The sequence below is a fragment of the Paraburkholderia aspalathi genome, from assembly GCF_905220735.1.
GTDB classification, from domain to species: Bacteria; Pseudomonadota; Gammaproteobacteria; order Burkholderiales; family Burkholderiaceae; genus Paraburkholderia; species Paraburkholderia aspalathi.
Window position 1 is genome coordinate 104,035 of sequence record NZ_CAJNBA010000007.1, and the last position, 19,214, is coordinate 123,248.

Sequence of the window (19,214 nt, forward strand, 5' to 3'; positions counted from 1 at the left end):
GGCCCTTCGATCTTTGATAGGATCGGTCTCGACCCATAAACGGCGGGACATGAACGGTGCGTGTCAACCATCAGGCTTTCTTCTGCTCGCTGTTTGTCGCGCGTCTCGCCGATCAGGTCCTGCTGTTCCTCGTTCCACTCGTCGTGTTTCAGACGACGCACCAGGTCTCGTGGTCGGGGCTCGCGTTTTTTATCGAAACCCTGCCGCGCTACCTGGTCTTTCCTTTCTTCGGCGCCTTGTGCGACCGCATCTCGCCGCTCAAGCTGATGCGCGTGAGCCAGACCGTACGGGCACTGGTGTGTTTCGGTGGCGTGCTGGCGTATGTGCTGTTTGGCGGCATCGGCTGGTTGATCGCGCTGTCGGCCTTGTGCGGTGTACTCACGAGCCAAGGATTGGTCGCACGCGAAGTGATGCTGCCGCAAATCTTCAGCACACAACAATTCCAGCGTGTCCTCGCCTACTCGCAGTTGGCCGACCAGTTGGGTTTCGTACTCGGCCCGATGCTGGCCGCACTGCTACTCGGCTTGTGGCGCTGGGAATGGGTGGTCGGTGCAACCGGCGTGCTGTTTCTGTTTGCCGATGGGGCGCTGCTGCTGTGGCAACGCACCAGCGGTTTCCGCGCCGGCGATCCACCTCCCGCTGCACCCGGTCACTGGACGATGCCCCTGCGCACCGCGTTGCGCCATGTGCTGATGCTGCCCGGTCTGAAAAAAGTCGTGCTGCTCGCCGCCGCCGAAAACCTGGTGATCGGCGTGACGCTCGCGACATCCGCCGCGATGGTGACCGGCTTTCACGCACAATCGAACCGTTACTATGCCGGCCTGCAAACCGCGGGCGCCGTGGCGACGGTGTTGATTCTCCTGACGATCGCACGCAACGCCTGGCCTGCGCAGACACTCGGCCGGGTCGCCTTCATTTCAATCTGTGCCGGCGGCGTGATCGCCGGCGCGAGCGCCGCGCCCTGGGGTTATGCGCTCGGCTTCCTGCTGATTGTCGGCTTCGACAAGATGTTCAACGTCTACATCCGCAGCGCACGGCAGAAAATCATTCCGCCCGAGGACTACGGCAAGACAACCGGCGTGGTGATCCTGTTGAACAACATGACGCAACCACTCGCGGGCTTGCTGGTCGGTGTGTTTTCCGCACGGGCACAAACCGGCCTGCTGATCGTGGCGCTTTCGGTCGCGATGGGCTGCATCGGCGTGACGGTGTCGATCGGCTCGGCGCTGTTGCGGCGCAAGCGTGTGCTCGCGCTTGGCGAATGACGCCGCGCACGCGCTGACTGAAAGCAATAATTAACATTGCGTGACATTTACACCAGCCGGAGATTTAATCGCGCGAATTTCAAATAAGTCAATTGGCATTAAATAGGCCACTCAACGCACACAATCATGCAAATTCCGCACATCAAAAAATATTCGCATTTATTAGAAAAAACTACCTGAATTAGGTATTTTCCCGAACCTGCACATAGAAATAATTTCCTAATTCCTCAATTTCCCTGCTTCGCCCACACTGCCCACGCCAGATATTTCGAATAAATTTCCCAACACAACAATTTGTATTATGAAGAAAGTCTGGTGTAGACTTAATTTCATCAATTGCGATGGTCATTGCATAACACAATTACGCTCCACTGAAATATCCGGCAAATAGACCGACAATCTAGCCAGTGAAATTTCAAACTGCCCGCGCAATTGGAAAATCCGCGTCCTGTCGGTTTGCGAGGTCTCGTAATGAAACAAAAACTGCTGTCGTCCAGCCTCATCGTCGCTTTGATGTTCGGTTTGCCTCTACAGCTCGCGCGCGCCGCCACCTATTCGAACGGCACCGCCGTCACCACCTTCACCGTCACGCTCACGTTGAACGCCAACTGCTCGATCAGCGCCAACCCGCTGAACTTCGGCAGCAACGGTGTGCTCGGCACCGCGATCAACCAGCAGACCACGGTCGCCGTGACCTGCACCAACACCACGCCGTACAACGTCGGGCTCGACGCCGGTACGGTCACCGGCTCCACCGTAACGAGCCGTTTGATGGCCGGCACGGCCACCGGCAATACCGCCACCACCGTCGGGTTCCAGCTGTATCAGGATGCGGGCCATACGACCCTGTGGGGCAACACGCAAGGCACCAACACAGCCAGCGGCACCGGCACTGGCTCGGCACAATCGATTGTCGTGTACGGCCAGGTGCCGGCGCAGACTACCCCGAAACCTGACACCTATCAGACCACCATCACTGCCACGGTCTACTTTTGATACGGTCAGTAAGGACGCGGTCTGCACCGACGCGATTCGCAAGGACGTGGTCTGCAAACACGCGTGGCGCGGGCGCCATAAACGGACCTCTTCGCCTGCTGACGGCGAGCGCATTCGCATGGTGTCTGACGGCCCCACCCACGCAGGCCGCGACGCTGCAAATTTCGCCGGTGATGGTCGACATGTCGGCGGATGCCAACGCGACCGGCATCACGTTGAAGAACCCCGGCGAGAAGCCGCTGTTCGGCCAGGTTCGCGTGTTCCGCTGGGATCAGGCAAGCGGCGAAGACACGCTCACGCCCACTCAGGATCTGGTCGCAAGCCCACCGCTGATCCAGATCGGCGCGCATGCCGATCAGTTGGTGAGGCTGGTGCGCACGACTGCGCAGCCATCGAATGCTGAACAGGGCTACCGCGTGCTGATCGACGAGTTGCCCGAGCCTGATGCCGCGCCCACCAGCGGCGTGACGATCCGTCTGCGCTACTCGGTGCCGGTGTTCGTCGAGCCGTCCGTCGACATCGGTCAGCCGAAGCTGTCGTGGCATCTGTCACGCGGCGCGCAAGGCTGGCTGCTGCGCGTCGACAACGCGGGCAAAAAGCGCGCGCAGATCGCCGCCGTGCAATTGATCGACAACGCAGGAAACGCCTACGTGATCAACAAAGGATTGCTTGGCTACGCGCTGGCCGGCCGCGAACGCCACTGGCCGGTCACGCTGCCGGACAACGCCGGCCAGAACGGTCCGCTGAAGGTACGTGCCGCGGTCAATTCGCTGCCGGCTGAAGCGACGGTGAATGTCGAGTGAACACACGAGGGTTCAAGGGCCGACACACGTGCTGACGAAAGGCACGCAAGGCCGATCAAGATCGCGCCGGGGTCGCCAGGAACACACATGATGCACCGCCACGCAATCAATGAGAATGACACGACGGCGAATACGCCATGGATGGAGACTGCATGCCGTCACGCTCGCGGCAACGCTGAACTTGCTGAGCGTGAATCGGGCGGGCGCGCAAGCGATGGCGCCGCCAGCCCCCGGTCAGGCCTCTGCCGAACGCATCGCGGCGAAGACCGCGCCGGACGTCGCGGCAGGCCGTGATCTGTATCTTGAAGTCATGCTCAACGGCCAGCGCACCTCGTTGATCGCGCACTTTCGCGACGTCGGCGGCCGGCTCAGCGCCACGGGGAAAGACCTGAGCGAAATCGGCATTGCCACCGACAAGCTCGGCGCCGCCGACACCGCTTCGATCGAACTCGACCAGATCCCGGGCCTGCGCTACAAATACGACGCGTCGCTCCAGACCATCGATCTGCAGGTGCCCGACGCGATCCGCAAGCCGTACACCTTCGATACGCGCGAGTTAGCGCAAACGCCGAACGCCGCCGCATCGCGCGGCTTTCTGATCAACTACGACGCGTTCGCGCAAACGGACACCAATGCGCAGTTCGCCCTGTGGAGCGAGGAGCGCTACTTCGACCCGTCCGGTGTACTGAGCAATACCGGTATCGCGTATCTATACCGCGATCTGCATCGCTACGTGCGCTACGACACCGCGTGGAGCACCTCGAATCCGGCCACGCTCAGCACCACGCAGTTCGGCGACACCATTTCGTCCTCGCTCGACTGGAGCCGTTCGATCCGCATCGGCGGCTTCCAGTGGCGCAGCAACTTCGCGCTGCGTCCCGACCTCGTGACGTTTCCGGTGCCGGCGCTCTCGGGCACGGCCGTCGTGCCGTCTGCGGTGGATCTGTACATCAACAACGTGCGGCAATTCAGCGGCAATGTGCCAAGCGGGCCGTTCATCGTCAACAACGTGCCGGGCATCACCGGCGCGGGCGTGGCAACGGTCATTACGCACGACGCGCTCGGCCGCACCATTTCGACTTCGCTGCCGCTCTACGTCGATACGCGCATGCTGGCAGCGGGCCTGTCGAGCTATTCGTTCGAGGCGGGATTTCTGCGCCGCGCGTACGGCATCGATTCGTTTTCCTACGATCCGCGCCCGGCGGTCAGCGCCACCGCGCGGCGCGGCATGAGCGACACGCTGACACTCGAAGGACATGCGGAAGCCACCGGTGGCCTCGTCAATGCGGGCGCCGGTGCACTGGTGCGCATGGGTATGGCCGGCGTGATCAACGGCTCGTTGTCCGCGAGCGCCGGCAAGCTGACCGGCACCCAACTCGGTCTCGGCTATCAGCTGATCGAACCGCACTTCTCGATCGATGCGCAGACGCTGCGCGCCTATGGCAACTACGGCGACCTGGCCGCGCGCGACGGCACGCCGGTGCCCACCGCCACCGACCGCGTGACGCTGGCGCTGCCCTTCTTCAGCCGCCAGACCGTGTCAGTCAGCTATATCGGCTACCGTTTTCCGGGCATTCCTGCCTCGCGGATCGGCTCGCTCTCGTACACGCTGAACTTCGGCAATCTGGCGTCGCTCACGCTCAGCACTTACAAGGATTTTCTGCAGCACAACGCGCAAGGCGTATTTCTGACCGCGAGCTTCGGCCTCGGCAACAACACCGCGATCAATGCCAGTGTCGGCCGTCAGAATGGCCAGTCCACCTACAACCTCAACGCGCAGCGCCCGCCCGACTATGCCGGCGGCTGGGGTTGGGGCGTGCAGGCGGGCGGCTCGGGCGCGGTGCCGTACCGTCAGGCGCAGGCGCAGTATCTCGGCAACTACGGCGAGGTGACCGCGCTCGCGCAGGACGTCGACCGGCATGCGAATGCCTCGCTCGACGTAAGCGGCGCGATCGTGCTGATGGACCGCAGCATCCAGCCGGCGCGGCGGATCGACGACGGCTTCGCGCTGGTCTCCACCGACGGCGTCGCGGGCGTGCCGGTGCTGCACGAAAATCGCGTGATCGGCACGACCGACCGCAACGGCCATCTGCTGATACCGGACCTGAACGCGTACCAGCACAACCAGGTCGCGATCGACAGCATGAACCTGCCCGCCGATGCGCGCATCGCCACGACCTCCATGGATCTCGTACCGAAGTCGCTCACGGGAGTGCTGGCGAATTTTCCCGTGACGCGCTACAGCGCTGCTTCGGTGATTCTGCGTGGCGCCGACGGCAAGCTGCTACCGCCGGGCACGCGCGTGCATCACGTCGAAAGCGGGGGCGACACGATCGTCGGCTACGACGGCCTGACCTTCATCGAGAATCTGCAGCGCGACAATCATCTCGAGATCGACACCGGCGCCACCCATTGCAGCGTCGAGTTCGCCTACCAGCGTCCGGCCGACGGCTCGCTGCCGACGCTCGGACCGTTGACCTGCGGCAGCACAGCCGCTGCCGGCACGGCGGCAACGCGATGAGACGGCTCGTCCTGCTCCTCGCCCTATGCGCGCTGCTCGGCGTGTTGCCGCAGCGTGCGAGTGCGCAAACCTGTACAGCGAGCCCGTCGGCGTTGAGCTTCGGCAACGTCAGCCCGATCGGCTTGAGCGCCGTGGCTGCGACCGGCACAGTCAGCATTTCGTGCACGTGGCCTGCGATTACGCTGACGCCGAGCGTGCAGGTGTGTCTGAACATGGGCGGCACGACCCCGCGTGCGCTGACGATCGGCGCCAACCAGTTGCAATACAACCTGTATCAGGACGCCGCCCTTTCGCTCCCATGGGGCTCGACGACGCTCGGCACCACACCGATTTCGGTGACTCTCAACAAGCCGGTCACCGGCAATACCGCGACGACATCGGTGAACTTCTACGGCCAGATCACCGCCAATCAGCCAACTGTACCCACGACCGGCAACGCCAGCACCACGTACTCGCAGACCTTGAGCCAGACTTCGCTCACCTATGGTTTTTTCTTGCTGCTCGCACCAGGCTGCGCCGCGCTGACAACGAGCGCCGGCAGCTTCGGCTTCACGGCCAGCGCGACGGTGGTGAACAACTGCCTGATCAGCGCGACCAACGTTGCTTTCACATCGACGGGCGTGCTGAGTTCGGCGTTAAACGCGAGCGGTGCGATCACGGCGCGCTGCACGAACGGCGACGCGTATCAGATCGCGCTCAGCAGCGGATTGAGCGGCAGCGTCGCGGCACGCCAGATGCAGCGCACGGGCGGTGGCGGCGCGGTGAACTACCAGCTTTACACGGATGCCGCCCACACGAGCGCATGGGGTGACGGCACCGCGGGCACGACGATGGCAACGGGCACGGGCAGTGGCAATGCGGTGTCGATCACGGTGTACGGCCGCGTGCCGGCGCAGACAACGCCGATGCCCGGCAATTACAGCGACACGATTACCGCGACGATCAGCTTTTGATCTTTGGGCACTGGCTCTGCCGGCCGAGGGATCGCCCGCGTAACGGGCGAAGGACGATTTCTAGAAGTTGATCGTCCAGATCGTTTGCCGGGCGCCGTGGGCGGCGACGAATTGAACCGGCTGCGCCTGATTTCGCGTTGTTTCGTCCGACGCGGCGGGGTCGAATGCGACCTGGGATATCTGGAATGGCGCCCCGTGCAGACAGGAAACCGCCGGTTGATTCGCAACGGTAATGGCCGCGTCCACCGACTGGATGACGCAGGTTTCCTGCACGGTCAGACTGACCGGGATCGAAGCCAGCTCCGTTGGGCATGCTTTTGACGCTGGCACTGCCAGCAGGATTGCCGCTAACGTGGTGGCTGTGTTGCGGGGCATCATATCGGTCCGGAATCGGCTCGCGGCGCGAGTAGAGATTCCGGTTTTTTCGGCATTTCACGCGAAAAACTTTAGGCCTTTTTTAGGCGTTTAGCGGCAGAAAAATCTATAGCGCCTCACAGACAACATCGAACTTCATTAACTGCGTCGCCCCAAACGCATTGCTGATCGCGACGTCAGCCGCATCTCTTCCCCGAGCCATCAACACCCGCCCCGTGCGCGGCACATTATTCCGCGGATCGAAGGTCTGCCAGCAGCCGCCAACATAGGCTTCGAACCACGCGGCGAAATCCATCGTTGCGTAGGGCGGCGGCGTGCCGACATCGCTGATATAGCCCGTGCAATAGCGCGCGGGGATATTCATCGCCCGGCACAGCGCCACGGCCAGATGCGCGAAATCCCGGCACACGCCCTTCCTCTCTTGCCACGCCTGCCACGCGGTCTTGGTCGGCCGCGCGAAGTCGTAGCCAAACACAATATGCTCGTGCACGTAGTTGCAGATTGCATCCACGCGCCCGCGCCCGAGCGGCATCTTGCCGAAGGTCTGCCACGCAAATTCGGATAGCAAATCAGTTTCGCAATATCGGCTGCCCAGCAGAAACACCAAGGTATCGTCAGGCAATGCCTCTACCGGATGCTGCTCGGTCAGCGGCGGCCGCCGCTCAGGCTCGGACGACACCTCGAGCACCGCGCTCGTCGAAAACTCTATCAACCCCTGCGGCGCCACGATCCGGCTGCACAGATTGCCGAAGCCGTCGCGATACTGGCTGATCGGCACCGGCGGATTGACCGCCAGCAAATCCGGACTCAGCACTTCCTTCGCGTGCGAATAGTGCGTGTTCAACATCAGCATCATCGGCGTCGGTTGCACACACTCATAGACCAGCTCGTAGCCAACGCGCAATTTCATCGCGACGCCCTCTTCCAGTTGAAACATTCAGTTGACGCGCCCGGTGAGCAACCTGAGTTGACACTCCCAGCTAACACGTTCGATTTGTACGAGCCCAGTCATCCGGCTCGCTCCTCACTTACCCTCGGTCACGCTCACATCGACCTGCAAACCGCGAAACGAATGCGGCGCGCCATGCCATGTGCCCCACAACGGCAACGCCTGGTAGTAGTTCCACGCCACCGCCACCCGAATCAGATGACGATTGCCGACGATGCTATTGGTCGGATCGAAATCGACCCAGCCGGCGCCAGGCAAATAGATTTGCAGCCATGCATGCGTCGCACCGCCGCCTTGCACCGCGTCATGCTCGGGCACGTCGGGCACGAACAGATAACCGCTCACAAAACGCGCCGCGAGGCCGAGCGAGCGCACCGCGTCCATCATCAGCACGGCGAAATCGCGGCAACTGCCGCTGCGGTTGCGCAAGGTGTCGCCAGGACGGTGCACGCCCTTCTCCGTACGGCGCACATAGAAAAACGTGCTTTTTATGTCGAGCGTCATCGCGCGCAGCAACGCCATCGTGCCGCCGGTGCCATTTTTGCCGCCCGTGCCGCTCGCACCGCCGCTGCCCGGCACGGGCACGAAGCGCCGTGCCCATTCGTCGACGTCGCGGTCTGGATATTGGCGGCTGCGCGCGTTCACGAGATCGGACGCTTCCTCGTTCGTGTACGCAAACGGCCAGTTCACCGCGTACGGTTCAAGCGCGTAATCAGGCATGGGCGTTTCGAAGTGTTCGAGCGTCGCCTCGCTGTCAAAGCGCAATTCACTCGCCTTGCCCGTGAAACTCGCGACTGCCACGGAGTTGTCGAATACGTCGTGCAGCCAGTGCAGCCGCGACGGCGTGGGCGTAATCACCAACCGGCTCGTGACGAGGCGCAGGTCGTGGCTGGCGCGCGGGCGGAACATCATCCGGTGTTCGCCGAACCGCACGGGTTCCGAGTAACGGTAGACGCTGACGTGACGCACCGTGAAACGCTGTGGCTCAGTCATCTGACAGGCCGATGGATGCAACTGGATTCGTCCTGAGCATCACGTTCACGCTGGTAAAACCTGCTGCCGCAGCAGGCGCTGGGCGCCCGGCACGGTTTGATCCTGAAAGAGCCACGAACAAGGTTCAGCGTGGTGAGGTGCTGTCATCGACAAGCTTTCGCTTTGAGCATACACCCGCCATATTGGTTGAAATCACTCATTTGGGCGGAGGTGCCGCTGAGTAAGGACGTTACCAGCAGAATTTGTTCGCGAATTTGGGCGAAAACTGTACCCCAACGGGGGCGATGCCACACCATACAAGGCTCTGCGGGCGACGCGCGGAGGAAATTCCGTCCCCTGCACTCCCGCAACGATCCATTCCCCACACGCTGCGCCGTGAGGAAACCACCGCACCCCCACGGAAGAACTGACCTACATAATTGAGATAGTTTGGTATGGGTTACCGATAGATATAATCCGCCGTTCGACCAATCCGACAAACAGCCTTCATGCGAGTCGCCGTCATTAGCGCCTACTATAAAGAGCCACGTCACGTCTTACGACGATGTCATGAAAGCGTTCTTGCGCAAGCAGGTAACGTGACTCACTTTATGGTCGCCGATGGATTCCCTGTTGCCGACATTGATAGCTGGAAAGGTGTGGTCCACATCAAGATTCCCAATCACGCCGACTACGGGGACACGCCTCGCGGTGTAGGTGCCGCTTGCGCGGCCGCGAGTGGATTTGATGCGATCTGTTTTCTCGACGCCGACAACTGGTATGAGCCAAACCATGTCGAAACGATGCGCATAATAGTCGCGGAAACGGGTGCACAGGTAGTCACGGCGACTCGAACGATTTTCACTGCCGACGGCCGTCTGCTCGGCATCTGCAAAGAATCCAACGGCGTCGATTTCAATGACACCAACTGTTATTTTCTTACGCGCTCCGCCTTTCCCGCATGCGCGGCGTGGCTATTCAAGGACCCGCGCGAAAGTATCCGCGGCGACAAGGTATTTTGGAACGCCGTGCAAGCCGGCGGCTACGTGCATTGCCACTCAATCACGCCAACCGTTAACTACGTGAGCACGTTCGCATTTCACTATGAGATGTTCGGCGAAATTCCGCCCGACCACTCAAAGGTCATTGCGAAACTGCCGGGCCGCCAGCATTTTCAGATGTTTAGTTACGCGCAATATAAGGCGATGGGTGAAGGACCCGGCGGGTAGTGGCCATCGCGCGCAAACACAATCATGATGGCAGCGTGCGCACCGCGGCCGTCCGCTTCGCTTCGGCTCCATGATCAAACGTCGATCGGGTGGCACCTACCCTCTGGCTGCTACCCCTCTGACGACTTGTCGATCGGTCCTTCTGTGAACGTCATGTACTTCTTGATGTCAGGCTGACCCAAAGCAATCGTATTGAGCATCCCAACTCCAAGCTGCCGCGCAAATTCATCGTCCAGTTTGAAATCTTGTTCATCAGCCATCACCACGCCCATCCTCCCTGCAATGAGCGGAGCAAGGCTGTTTGGATCAATGGTATGCACAATTAGCTGCTGCAGATCTTCGTTGTAAGTCAGAACCACAGAATACGGCGGATGTTTAGCCATCAAGGCCCCTGTACTGTTGATACACGAAAAGGGCAGGCGATGCTTCCCGCCCTTTTGCGTGATAGCTTCGAGTCACTATCCTTTGATAACAGAACAGTTCGTATTTTTCCCACGGGCTCCGTCCGGCCCGTTCCTGTTCCCTCGGTGCTATGACCAAAAATCGGTCGGTCATGGCACTCAAGCCTCTGATCAATTACTCTTTTGACGGTCCGTCTATTGGATGCTGCGTGACGGTCAGGTATTGTTTGAGGTCGGGTCTGCTCAATGCAATCACGTTAAGCATTGCAACTCCAAGCTGTCGCGCCAATTCGTCGTCAAACTTGAACTCCTGATCGTCCACAAAAAACGGCACTTCCATAATTCCGCCCAAGAGCGGAGCCAGTCTGACTGAATCTACAGCTTGCATGATCAACTGCTGAGGATCTTCGGTGTAGGTCAGAACCATGGAATATGGGGAATTTTTAGCCATTAATACCCTCTGCAATCTTGATAAATTTTGAATGCGCTCTGTTTACACAGTGCGACGGCCCGGGCGCCGCCCATGTGGAGAGCAATCGCATTGCGCATTTCGATTTGAACTTCATAGCGCGCGAAGCATTCGCTCTGGTAATCTCCGGCGGCGCGCGGTCCGCTCCGCCGGACGGAGCTGACAAGAGGACAGTTCGCGCTTTTCCTACGGGCCCCATCAAGCCCGTTCGCGCGCCGTCAGTACAATGACCAAACGTTAGTCGGTCATACCAACTTAACCTTTGGCCAATTACTCTTCTGACGGTCTGTCATCCGGCCGTTGCGTCACGCTCATATACTGCTTGATGTCCGGCTGACCAAGCGCAATCAGATTCAGCATGGTAGCGCCAAGCCCTTGCGCGAATTCGTCATCAAGCCTGAAATCGAATTCATCTAGCAGGATCGGTATTTCGAATTGTCCGGCTATGAGCGGCGCAAACCTAGCTCGATCAACAGCTTGCAAGGCAAACTCTTGACGATCCTCGAGATAGGTCAGGACCACACAATACGGCGGATGATTAGCCATCAATAACCTCTGCACTTTTGATAATCTTCGAATGCCTGTTGTTTGCAAAGCGCGATGCCGCGCGCGCCGCCCCTATGGAAAGCAATCGCATTGCACATTTCCATTTGAACTTCGTACCGCGCGAAGCATTCACTCTCGTGAGCTTCCCTGCCACCACACTTAACCATCCCACCATCACCACTCGCGGCTCCGAAGAAGGCACCGTAAAGCATTGCCCGCTTAGCAGAACTTGTCAGGTCCGGCACAAGAGCAGGATAAGGAACCTGCGACTGATCGCTCAGCATCAGCTCCGTTGTCTCGCCCCAATTCGGCAGTGAATCGCTTAGTTCACTACCATACAGCGTCGCCGTCAACTTGGCTTTCCACGCCACATAACATTCAACGCACATGTCTGGAACGAAGGCTCCAGCATCAGACTTGACTCCTGTGAGCATAGGCGGCGGCGCAACCGGGTCATTGCCCAGCTCCCAGTTGGTCAGCCACACACCTAGCTCAGCATCGCTGATCGGTTGCCACCACGCGCCGTTAGTCGAGACCTTCGCTGAACGTGACGACACCGTGCCATTCGCACCATACTGATAGTCGACTGCCAGTACGCGGGAGAGTCCACCATTTATGGAGCTTGCCGGCTCTTTGTACTGAAAAGACTTTACGCGACCACGTTCATCGTAAGCGATGCTCGCCTGACCGCTGTTACCCGCGATCTGTGTTGCACGGTTCGCGGCGTTACGCTCAAGCGTTCGCATCGCCCACCCCGACACCGCATCCCGTGTCGTTGCGATGTTGCCGCGTACGTCGTAGGTATAAGTCCAGTCCTCAAGCTTCAGGCCGTCCTGGATGACAGTGGCTGACAGAAGGCGGCCCGCATCGTCGTAGCGTGCGCCGACTGTCATCTGATTACCCGTCCCGACCGCTTGCAGTCCCTGTTCGCCCGTCAGGTCAGTAGTTGCGCGCTCCGCATAGCCCGTGACGTTGCCTCGCGAGTCATAGACGAACGCACGGACTTTGCCCGGTGTAGCGACCAGATGCGGACGCAGTGAGCTGTCATCGTTGTACTCAATCGTCGTTACTGTCTTCTTCCCCGCGACTGTCGCAACCGCCTTCGTTGGCCGGTTGGCGCTGTCCCACGTGTACTGGGTATTCCCATCCGGGGTCTGTCTCTGTTTCAGATTCCCCGCTGCATCCCACGTTCGCGATACCGTCCCGCGCGGTGTAGCAATTGAACGAGGGCGCCGCGTATCCAGAACATCAGGTGTACGTGCTCCTGCCAGCCATGTCGCTGAGCGTCGTAAAGCCGGGACCGTAGCTGAGCGACACGTTACGCGTCGTGTCGGGATGACTGACCGAGCTTGCACGTCCGTTGGAATCGTAGGTCCACGTTGCAACCCGCGAACCGGACTCGTCCTTTACACCTGTCAATGCGTTTGGAAAGCGGGTGTCCTCGTACAGATACTGACGGACGTGGTCATATGGCGCAGTTACCGAAGCAAGATTGCCCTTTCCGTCGTAAGCATATTCCGTAGGCATTCCCAACGGATCTACCAGGGTAACGATACGGTCGTTACTGTCGTACTCCACACGGATTGACGTCGCGGTTCCAGCTATTACGTTATCTGCTGGCCACTGGGCGATCACCGACAACCGCTGCTTGCCGTCATACATGACCTTGCGGATCACACCCGTACGGGTCGTTTCTGAATAGAACTTGCCGGTGGTATCCGAGTAGGCTTCTGTCGTACCAAGCAGTTCGTCCTTCAGGTAGAAGTATCCGTCGCCAACTTTCGTCAGCTTGAGCCAGCGATTTCCTGGCACGACCCACGCTCCGCCAATCCATTTGAACATCAGAGCTTGCTGGTCACCCCGATAAGCAACAATGTGCGGCACGCTCGCGTTGGCCCCAAGCAGATCGAGCCTACGTTGCCAGTTGTTGACCCAGTTGCGGCCCATTACTGACTGCGTGGTGTCGTAGGGTGTCGAGAGATACGTGCGTTTAAAGACGAGGGGAAGTGTGTCGCCGCTCGCAAAGTCAGCCTCGGAAAGCATGACAATGCCCTTCGCCGGCAACACCGGGTCCGCCACCGGGCAGGAGTCGTCGGACTGGGGTGGAACCGGTACGCCGCCGCAATAGTCCCTTATCCAATCCGAAGCATTTGGACAGTTGTAGTAATTCATTCCGTTATACGGATCGTCCGGGCCTGTCGACGTAGGCGAAGTTCCCGCGACCTGGATAGCGCAGAGCGGGGTGCCGGGGATTCCAAGGGATTTCTGATACGTCTGCATGCATTGCATGTAGTCGGCCGCGTTTGCGGCAAACAGGTGTGCGGCCGTGCCTGCCAGATTCTCGGTAGTTCTTTTGTTTTTCATAGTCATCCTTATTGGTTTTACTTGGTTGACGTCCAAGCACCCTATAAGGAGCAATCCACCCCAGCTATCCGACAATTCCTAAAATCAGGCCTCTCTTATGCCCGTACAAACATCGCCGTCAAACCTCCTACGCAATTCGTAGGGAGTTACGCAAGAGCCCGTCAGTCATCAACGGGCCGCAGAGAAAACCAGAACGTCAGACGCGGAATATCCGTACGTGAAAGTGAAGTGATTAGTCGCTACCACCTAAACGCGGGGCGACCGGAAGTGAAGAGACAGGGCGCGTAGCACGCGCCCGAAAGGGAGATAGGTAGCGCAAGAAAACGCGAAGATACTAATCGCAGTACAAACTGCAATTTAAAGATTCAGACCCATGAAGAATGGGCTAAACCTCACTGGCGAACCACCAGAACGGCGACCTCAAAGTTATCCCCAGTTTTCGTTCATAAATCTGTGCATAACTATCCGGCAAAATCGGCAAGCTCTTGATACGTCTGCTGTTTTTACCGCTACGTCGAAGTTGGGCAGGCCAGGCATCTGGCCGTGTCGTGCGATGGCCGTGTCGTGCGATGGCTGTGGCTGAGTTGCAGCTCCATCGCGGCTGAGACCGCACGTCGCCGCCGAATCTGCCGCGCCGCACGCCGGCGTCAAGCGCGTCAATCACGCACCATGCCCGCGTCCGGCTTCCTGTGCGGCCGGCGCGCTACGCTCTTCCTCGCGCCATTCCTGCCGCGAACGCACCATTCTGCGCACGGCGAGCCGCGCCATCTTCACCCAGCCCGACGGACGCGGGTCGGCGAGCATGCTGAGCGCGCGGGCATAGTCGAGCGTGAGACCCGGTGTCCACGCCATCGTTGCGGCGCGTTTGCGCAGTTGCGCGGCCACCCACAACTCCGGCGTCGTCATCACCCGCAGAAACGGCCGCCAGCCGCCGAGGTTGCCCCACACGCGCGCCGACGCGCCCTCGATCGCCGCTTCCAGTGCGCGCGATACGCTGCTCGAGCAATTGCGGTGTGTCAGGTTGTAGGTCGTGTCCTGACGATAGGTGTCCCAGAAGCGGCGCAGGCGCGCGGGATCGTAATTGCGTATGCGCACCTGAACCGTGGACGGACACCACGCTTTCGATTCGGTCGGGTAATCGGGCTGAAATACTCCGGGCACATCGTTCTCGCGCGTCGCGCGCAGCAACCGCGCAAAATCGTCGGGCGAACGATCGATCTCGACACCCGGATACAAGCTGATGTAGATGCCTTCAGGCGACTCGAGCGCGGCATGCCCGGTCGATATCACGCCGTTACGATCCACCGCCGCAATATAACGATCGACGATCAACTGCCGCCGCGCCTCGCCCTTGGCCGAGCCGACCGGCGTCCACACGTGCACGGTCAACGCGTCTTCATCGGCGCTGGGCGGGCCGTCCCATTCGACCGCGCTCAAACGGCCGGGCGCAACCGTACTCGCCGCAGAGTTGGCTGCATCCGCGCTTGCATCATCCGACGCCACCGCGGGATTCGACGCGAGACGCCGCACGCGCGTACTCAGCAAAATCATGTTCCAGCCGCCGAATATCAGACCGAGGCCGAGACAGTACGGCACGGTGCCCACATAGTGCGTCGGATAAGGTTGATAGAAGAAAACCGCCAGCGCGATTTCAACGCCGCCGCCGATCATCGCGAGCCGCCAGGTGCGATAACGAACGACCTTCGCCGAGACGATCTGCAGCAGACCGTCGGCGAGAAAGAGCGTGCCGAAGATCATCGACAGAATGAAGTTGCCGTGATGATGACCGGCAAGAATCAGCGCCGCCGCAAAGCAGAATGCGACACCCTTCACATAGCGCAGCGTGCGTTGCCCGCCCATGCCAGTCCACGCGACGGTCAGCGTGGCGAGCCCTTCAAGGAGCAGCAACAACGCAAACGGCGTGATCGGGAAATAGAGCGCGCTATCGAGTGCGTCGATGAACACCACCACGCCGAGCACCAGGCTCAGCCAGCCGATCAACTGCAACGAGCGCCAGCGTGTGCGCAGGTAGTCAACACCCAGCAGGATCATAACCAGTCGAACCATCGCGAGCTCTCCGTGATCGATGCCTTGATGATCGCAATCTTAACCATATTCACGGCGCTGGCGGGGACGGGTCCGGTGTAGCGGTAGTCTGCGCGTGGTGGCGCATTCACGCAGCGCCGCTTCGCGAATGCATCGCGCATCAGCGCTGCACGATCGCAGCAAGATCCTCAGACGTACTTGTGACGCTCATGCCGATGCGCCTTCGACGGATGTGCGCCGCGCTTGCTCGCACTCGCGGCCGCATGCGGTTCATCATCGTGCGGCGTGACGCGCGGGGTGGCATAGAGACAGTTCGGCAACGCGGTAGAGCTTTGCGGGGTTGCCGCGCTTTGTGGCGCAGTCGATAAATGTGCAGCGGGCAACGGCCCCGTTGCGTCGTCGATCACCTTCTGCAATTCGTCCTGCGCGTACGCGGGCAGCGGCGTGGATGGATACGTCGCATTGGCAGCCATGGCAGCGGATGTGATGGAGACGGCGCAGGCAAAGCCGAGGGCGATCATCAAGTGGGCGATTTTCATGTCGAGTCCTGGTCAGGATGACGCGACCCGCATGATGGAAAGCGTGGCGCGCGTCAGTGGTTCGGAAGGTTCCTGACGGCTTGCACCGTCAGCACAAGCAGTGTGACGGCCGGGACATGAAGGGTAAATTTTATTAAGTCGGATTCAGATAGCCATAATCTGGCTTAATAAGCGCCGGCGCGCAGCATTCTCGACGCGCCGGCCTGCAGCGGATAAACGCAGCTCAGGCGAATGCCACTCAGGCAAACGTCATTCAGGCGGCCGCGGCTTGCGGCATTTCCATGCCCTGCTCGCCACCCAACGCGTCGAGCAGATCGCACAGCATGCGGTCGAGTTCGGCCGTCATCAGCGTGACGTCGGAATCGAAGCGCTCGTCGTCGTTCTGCGCGGTGGGGTCGCTCGCTTCCTTGAGGACGTCGAGCGGCGCGATGCGCTTGATGACCAACGAAGGCGTCAGCACGAACGACACGCGATCGTTCCACGTCATCGCGAGACGCATGCATTGCTTGCCGGCTTCGATATGACGGCGCATATCTTCGGCATCCAAAGTATGTCCGACGTAGCGTACCGTCGCATTGCCTTCCGTCGGCGAGCGCAATTCGGTGTCCTGGTCGAGGGTAAAGCCCGCCGGACCTTCACCGGAAAGCAACCACTCGGTCATCGCCGCAACCGGCGATTGCGTGACACGCACGGTGCCAAGCGGCAGTTGATCGATCGACTTCACCAGCAGGCCGCGCACTTCGTCGGCGACCGCTTGCGAGCCCGCGTCGATCACGAGCCAGCCGTTTTTGGTATCGATCCACACGCGCGTATCGCGGCGGATGCTGAAGGCGCGCGGCAGCAGTTCGTCGGTCACCTGCTCCTTGAGTTCGCGCATCTGCTTGCGGCCAGGTTTGAAGCCTTGCTGCTCTTCGAGTTCGAGCGCGCGTGCTTTGGTCACTTGCGTGACGACCGAAGCCGGCAGCAGTTTCTTTTCGGCGCGAAACGTCAGCAGCATCTGGCCATTGAGCGAATACACCAGCGAGTCGTTGTCGCGTGGCGACGCCCAGCCATGGCTTTGCATCTCGACGCTGTTGCCGGGCGCAAATGCGTGCGGCGCGAGCCATTTCTCCATTTGTTCAGGGGTGACGGACCACGGAGCGGGAAGACGGTGCAACTGAAGGTTTTTGAACCACATTGGCGGGGGTCTTGTATGGGCAAAGCGCGTCATTCTATATGACGCGGCGAAGATGGCGCGGCCGGGCGCGTACCAGCACGCTCGGCGCCGATACAGCGCCACTGCAACGAGGATTTTCAAGTAAAACCGGAAAATCTATTAAGCGACAGATCGACTATCAACACGGCTCTAACAGCGCGAACAACGCGACGTGTGCAAACCATAGTGGTTTAGCCTCATCAGTCTTGAGGCGCGCTTTGCGTTCAAATCACCTAGACTTTTTGGGAAGCGCACGACAAAGACGGAGGCGGCCATGGCCGATGAAACCGCACCTTGGCAGATGGTGGAATACGAGGGTTTCGAAATTCACGTGGCGCCCTTTCCGAAAAACCCGCCCGACGAAACGAAGCCGTCGGCCGCGCCGGATAACCGCTGCACGTATGTCGGTTACGTGTGCCACCCGGGCGCCGACCCGGCCATCCCCGGGCACGCGGTGGCGTTCCATCCGGATGGCGAAGAGAGCTTCGCCAGCGTGGAAGATGCGCTCTACGAAGGGGTGCATGTGGGTCGCAGCATCGTCGACGGCACGCACCCGGATTTGACGGTGCTGCCGCTGGTGACGGGCGGAGTCTAATGCGCGCGACTTGAACAGCGCGCGCCGCGGCGATATTGCCCGTGCGACAGGATTAATGCCCGTCGGCCTTGTCGTCCGGCTGCTTGGCGAACGGCGTCATGAACGTCAGCTTCGAGGGAAGATCCGGCTCCCAGCCTTCCAGGTCCTCGAACGGATAACGGCCGAGTGCATACAGCACGCGCTTCACGCGGCTTTTGAACGGTGCGCGCGGCACGTTGGGTAGTGAGCCGGGCGCGGCGGAAGCTGTCCGCCGAATATACTCGCGATCGAAATCACGCTGCGAAATACCCCACTTCATCAGGAACTCGCGGCCACCACGGTTACGGCGAATCCGGCCGGTCGATTTGCAGCCGAAGTGATAGATGCGGCTCGCGCCGACCGAGCGAAACACACGGCAGCCGACGAGCCACAGCTTCATCAGGAAGTCGTTGTCGCTGCTCATGCCCGGGCCAAACTCGATGCTGTAACCGCCCACCGCATGCCACAACTGGCGGCTGATCAGCATCGGCTGCAAAGCGACGCCGTCGAGATCGGTCGCCCTCATTCCGGCGCTGTACGCGAGTAGACCTGCTTCGTCGAAATTCTCGGGGCCTGTGCCGAAGTCGGCCGTGCTCACGTTCGCACTGCCGGTCGGCTCGATCAGTGCCGCGGACAGATACGCGCACGAATGGCCAAGCCCGCGCAAGCTCGCTTCGAAGGCGCGGTCCCAGCCCGGCGTGCAAAACATATCGTCATTGAGGAACAGGATCCAGTCGCGCGTGGCGAGTCGCGCTACATCGTTCAATGCGAGACAGACGCCGACGTTACCCGTGCTCCACGTGTGCAGGATGCCTTCCGAGCGAACCCATTCGAGCGTGCCGTCGCTGCCATCGTTCACATGCACGATGATTTCGTGATCGAACGCCGAATGACGGCGGATACTGTCGATACACAGCTTCAGGTACGGCAGGTTGTTCCAGCTTGGGATCAGGATGCTGAACATGAGGTGATGACGAT

Annotated in this window: 20 protein-coding genes; 8 read left to right on the forward strand and 12 right to left on the reverse strand. The window is 60.3% G+C overall.

Translation table 11 applies throughout. The features are described 5' to 3' along the window. Positions 1-56 precede the first annotated feature (56 nt). The 5 genes from KHO30_RS31450 to KHO30_RS31470 all read left to right on the forward strand — a co-directional run bounded on the left by KHO30_RS31450 (position 57) and on the right by KHO30_RS31470 (position 6,538). Entirely contained in the window at positions 57-1,265 is a 1,209-nt protein-coding gene (locus KHO30_RS31450; RefSeq protein ID WP_211703260.1) for an MFS transporter, read from the forward strand. Between the two features lie 513 nt (positions 1,266-1,778). Continuing rightward, the gene (locus KHO30_RS31455; RefSeq protein ID WP_093639731.1) at positions 1,779-2,261 is read left to right on the forward strand and encodes a Csu type fimbrial protein; all 483 of its coding nucleotides are present in this window, start codon (positions 1,779-1,781) and stop codon (positions 2,259-2,261) included. Positions 2,262-2,359: 98 nt separating this feature from the next. After that, positions 2,360-3,064, forward strand: a complete 705-nt coding sequence (locus KHO30_RS31460) for a fimbrial biogenesis chaperone (RefSeq protein ID WP_406550446.1) — start codon at positions 2,360-2,362, stop codon at positions 3,062-3,064. Between the two features lie 214 nt (positions 3,065-3,278). After that, positions 3,279-5,585, forward strand: a complete 2,307-nt coding sequence (locus KHO30_RS31465) for a fimbria/pilus outer membrane usher protein (RefSeq protein ID WP_425312928.1) — start codon at positions 3,279-3,281, stop codon at positions 5,583-5,585. Continuing rightward, entirely contained in the window at positions 5,582-6,538 is a 957-nt protein-coding gene (locus tag KHO30_RS31470; protein WP_211703261.1) for a Csu type fimbrial protein, read from the forward strand. Before KHO30_RS31465 ends, KHO30_RS31470 begins: the two co-directional genes overlap by 4 nt. Positions 6,539-6,598: 60 nt before the next feature. Here KHO30_RS31470 and KHO30_RS31475 read toward each other — a convergent pair whose 3' ends face one another. The 3 genes from KHO30_RS31475 to KHO30_RS31485 form a co-directional block, all read right to left on the reverse strand. After that, positions 6,599-6,913, reverse strand: coding sequence for a hypothetical protein (locus KHO30_RS31475; RefSeq protein WP_211703262.1), 315 nt, complete (start codon positions 6,911-6,913; stop codon positions 6,599-6,601). Between the two features lie 106 nt (positions 6,914-7,019). After that, on the reverse strand, positions 7,020-7,823 hold the full coding sequence (locus tag KHO30_RS31480) for a transglutaminase-like domain-containing protein (protein WP_093639725.1): 804 nt from the start codon (positions 7,821-7,823) through the stop codon (positions 7,020-7,022). A 114-nt stretch (positions 7,824-7,937) separates the two neighbouring features. Beyond that, a complete protein-coding gene (locus KHO30_RS31485) occupies positions 7,938-8,855 on the reverse strand; it encodes a transglutaminase family protein (RefSeq protein ID WP_211703263.1) in 918 nt (305 codons plus the stop codon). An 11-nt stretch (positions 8,856-8,866) separates the two neighbouring features. Here KHO30_RS31485 and KHO30_RS31490 point away from each other — a divergent pair, with 11 nt between their 5' ends. Both KHO30_RS31490 and KHO30_RS31495 read left to right on the forward strand, forming a co-directional pair. Further along, positions 8,867-9,079 (forward strand): hypothetical protein, encoded by a 213-nt coding sequence (locus KHO30_RS31490; RefSeq protein ID WP_143131750.1) that lies wholly within the window; start codon positions 8,867-8,869, stop codon positions 9,077-9,079. A gap of 264 nt (positions 9,080-9,343) precedes the next feature. Continuing rightward, positions 9,344-10,063 (forward strand): glycosyltransferase, encoded by a 720-nt coding sequence (locus KHO30_RS31495; protein WP_342345982.1) that lies wholly within the window; start codon positions 9,344-9,346, stop codon positions 10,061-10,063. A gap of 110 nt (positions 10,064-10,173) precedes the next feature. On the opposite strand, the gene KHO30_RS31500 is transcribed toward KHO30_RS31495, so the two are convergent. The 8 genes from KHO30_RS31500 to KHO30_RS31530 form a co-directional block, all read right to left on the reverse strand. Further along, positions 10,174-10,446 (reverse strand): hypothetical protein, encoded by a 273-nt coding sequence (locus KHO30_RS31500; protein ID WP_211703265.1) that lies wholly within the window; start codon positions 10,444-10,446, stop codon positions 10,174-10,176. Between the two features lie 193 nt (positions 10,447-10,639). After that, complete coding sequence (locus KHO30_RS31505; protein ID WP_211703266.1) at positions 10,640-10,915, reverse strand: hypothetical protein; 276 nt, start codon at positions 10,913-10,915, stop codon at positions 10,640-10,642. 288 nt (positions 10,916-11,203) lie between these two features. Next, positions 11,204-11,479 carry a hypothetical protein gene (locus KHO30_RS31510; protein WP_200621812.1) on the reverse strand — a complete coding sequence of 92 codons (276 nt, stop codon included), beginning with the start codon at positions 11,477-11,479 and terminating at the stop codon, positions 11,204-11,206. Continuing rightward, positions 11,479-12,372, reverse strand: coding sequence for an RHS repeat domain-containing protein (locus KHO30_RS39365; RefSeq protein WP_244864189.1), 894 nt, complete (start codon positions 12,370-12,372; stop codon positions 11,479-11,481). The genes KHO30_RS31510 and KHO30_RS39365 overlap by 1 nt, the downstream gene beginning before the upstream one ends. Before the next feature lie 355 nt (positions 12,373-12,727). Beyond that, positions 12,728-13,843: an RHS repeat domain-containing protein gene (locus tag KHO30_RS39375; RefSeq protein ID WP_244864177.1), complete on the reverse strand. Its 1,116-nt coding sequence runs from the start codon at positions 13,841-13,843 to the stop codon at positions 12,728-12,730. A 660-nt stretch (positions 13,844-14,503) separates the two neighbouring features. After that, the gene (locus KHO30_RS31520) at positions 14,504-15,910 is read right to left on the reverse strand and encodes an HdeD family acid-resistance protein (protein ID WP_211703267.1); all 1,407 of its coding nucleotides are present in this window, start codon (positions 15,908-15,910) and stop codon (positions 14,504-14,506) included. 167 nt (positions 15,911-16,077) lie between these two features. Continuing rightward, entirely contained in the window at positions 16,078-16,428 is a 351-nt protein-coding gene (locus KHO30_RS31525) for a hypothetical protein (RefSeq protein WP_211703268.1), read from the reverse strand. Positions 16,429-16,681: 253 nt separating this feature from the next. After that, a complete protein-coding gene (locus tag KHO30_RS31530; RefSeq protein WP_211703269.1) occupies positions 16,682-17,605 on the reverse strand; it encodes a recombination-associated protein RdgC in 924 nt (307 codons plus the stop codon). 292 nt (positions 17,606-17,897) lie between these two features. Here KHO30_RS31530 and KHO30_RS31535 point away from each other — a divergent pair, with 292 nt between their 5' ends. Beyond that, on the forward strand, positions 17,898-18,218 hold the full coding sequence (locus KHO30_RS31535; RefSeq protein WP_200651599.1) for a hypothetical protein: 321 nt from the start codon (positions 17,898-17,900) through the stop codon (positions 18,216-18,218). A gap of 52 nt (positions 18,219-18,270) precedes the next feature. On the opposite strand, the gene KHO30_RS31540 is transcribed toward KHO30_RS31535, so the two are convergent. Continuing rightward, complete coding sequence (locus KHO30_RS31540; RefSeq protein ID WP_200619782.1) at positions 18,271-19,200, reverse strand: glycosyltransferase family 2 protein; 930 nt, start codon at positions 19,198-19,200, stop codon at positions 18,271-18,273. Positions 19,201-19,214: the final 14 nt, after the last annotated feature.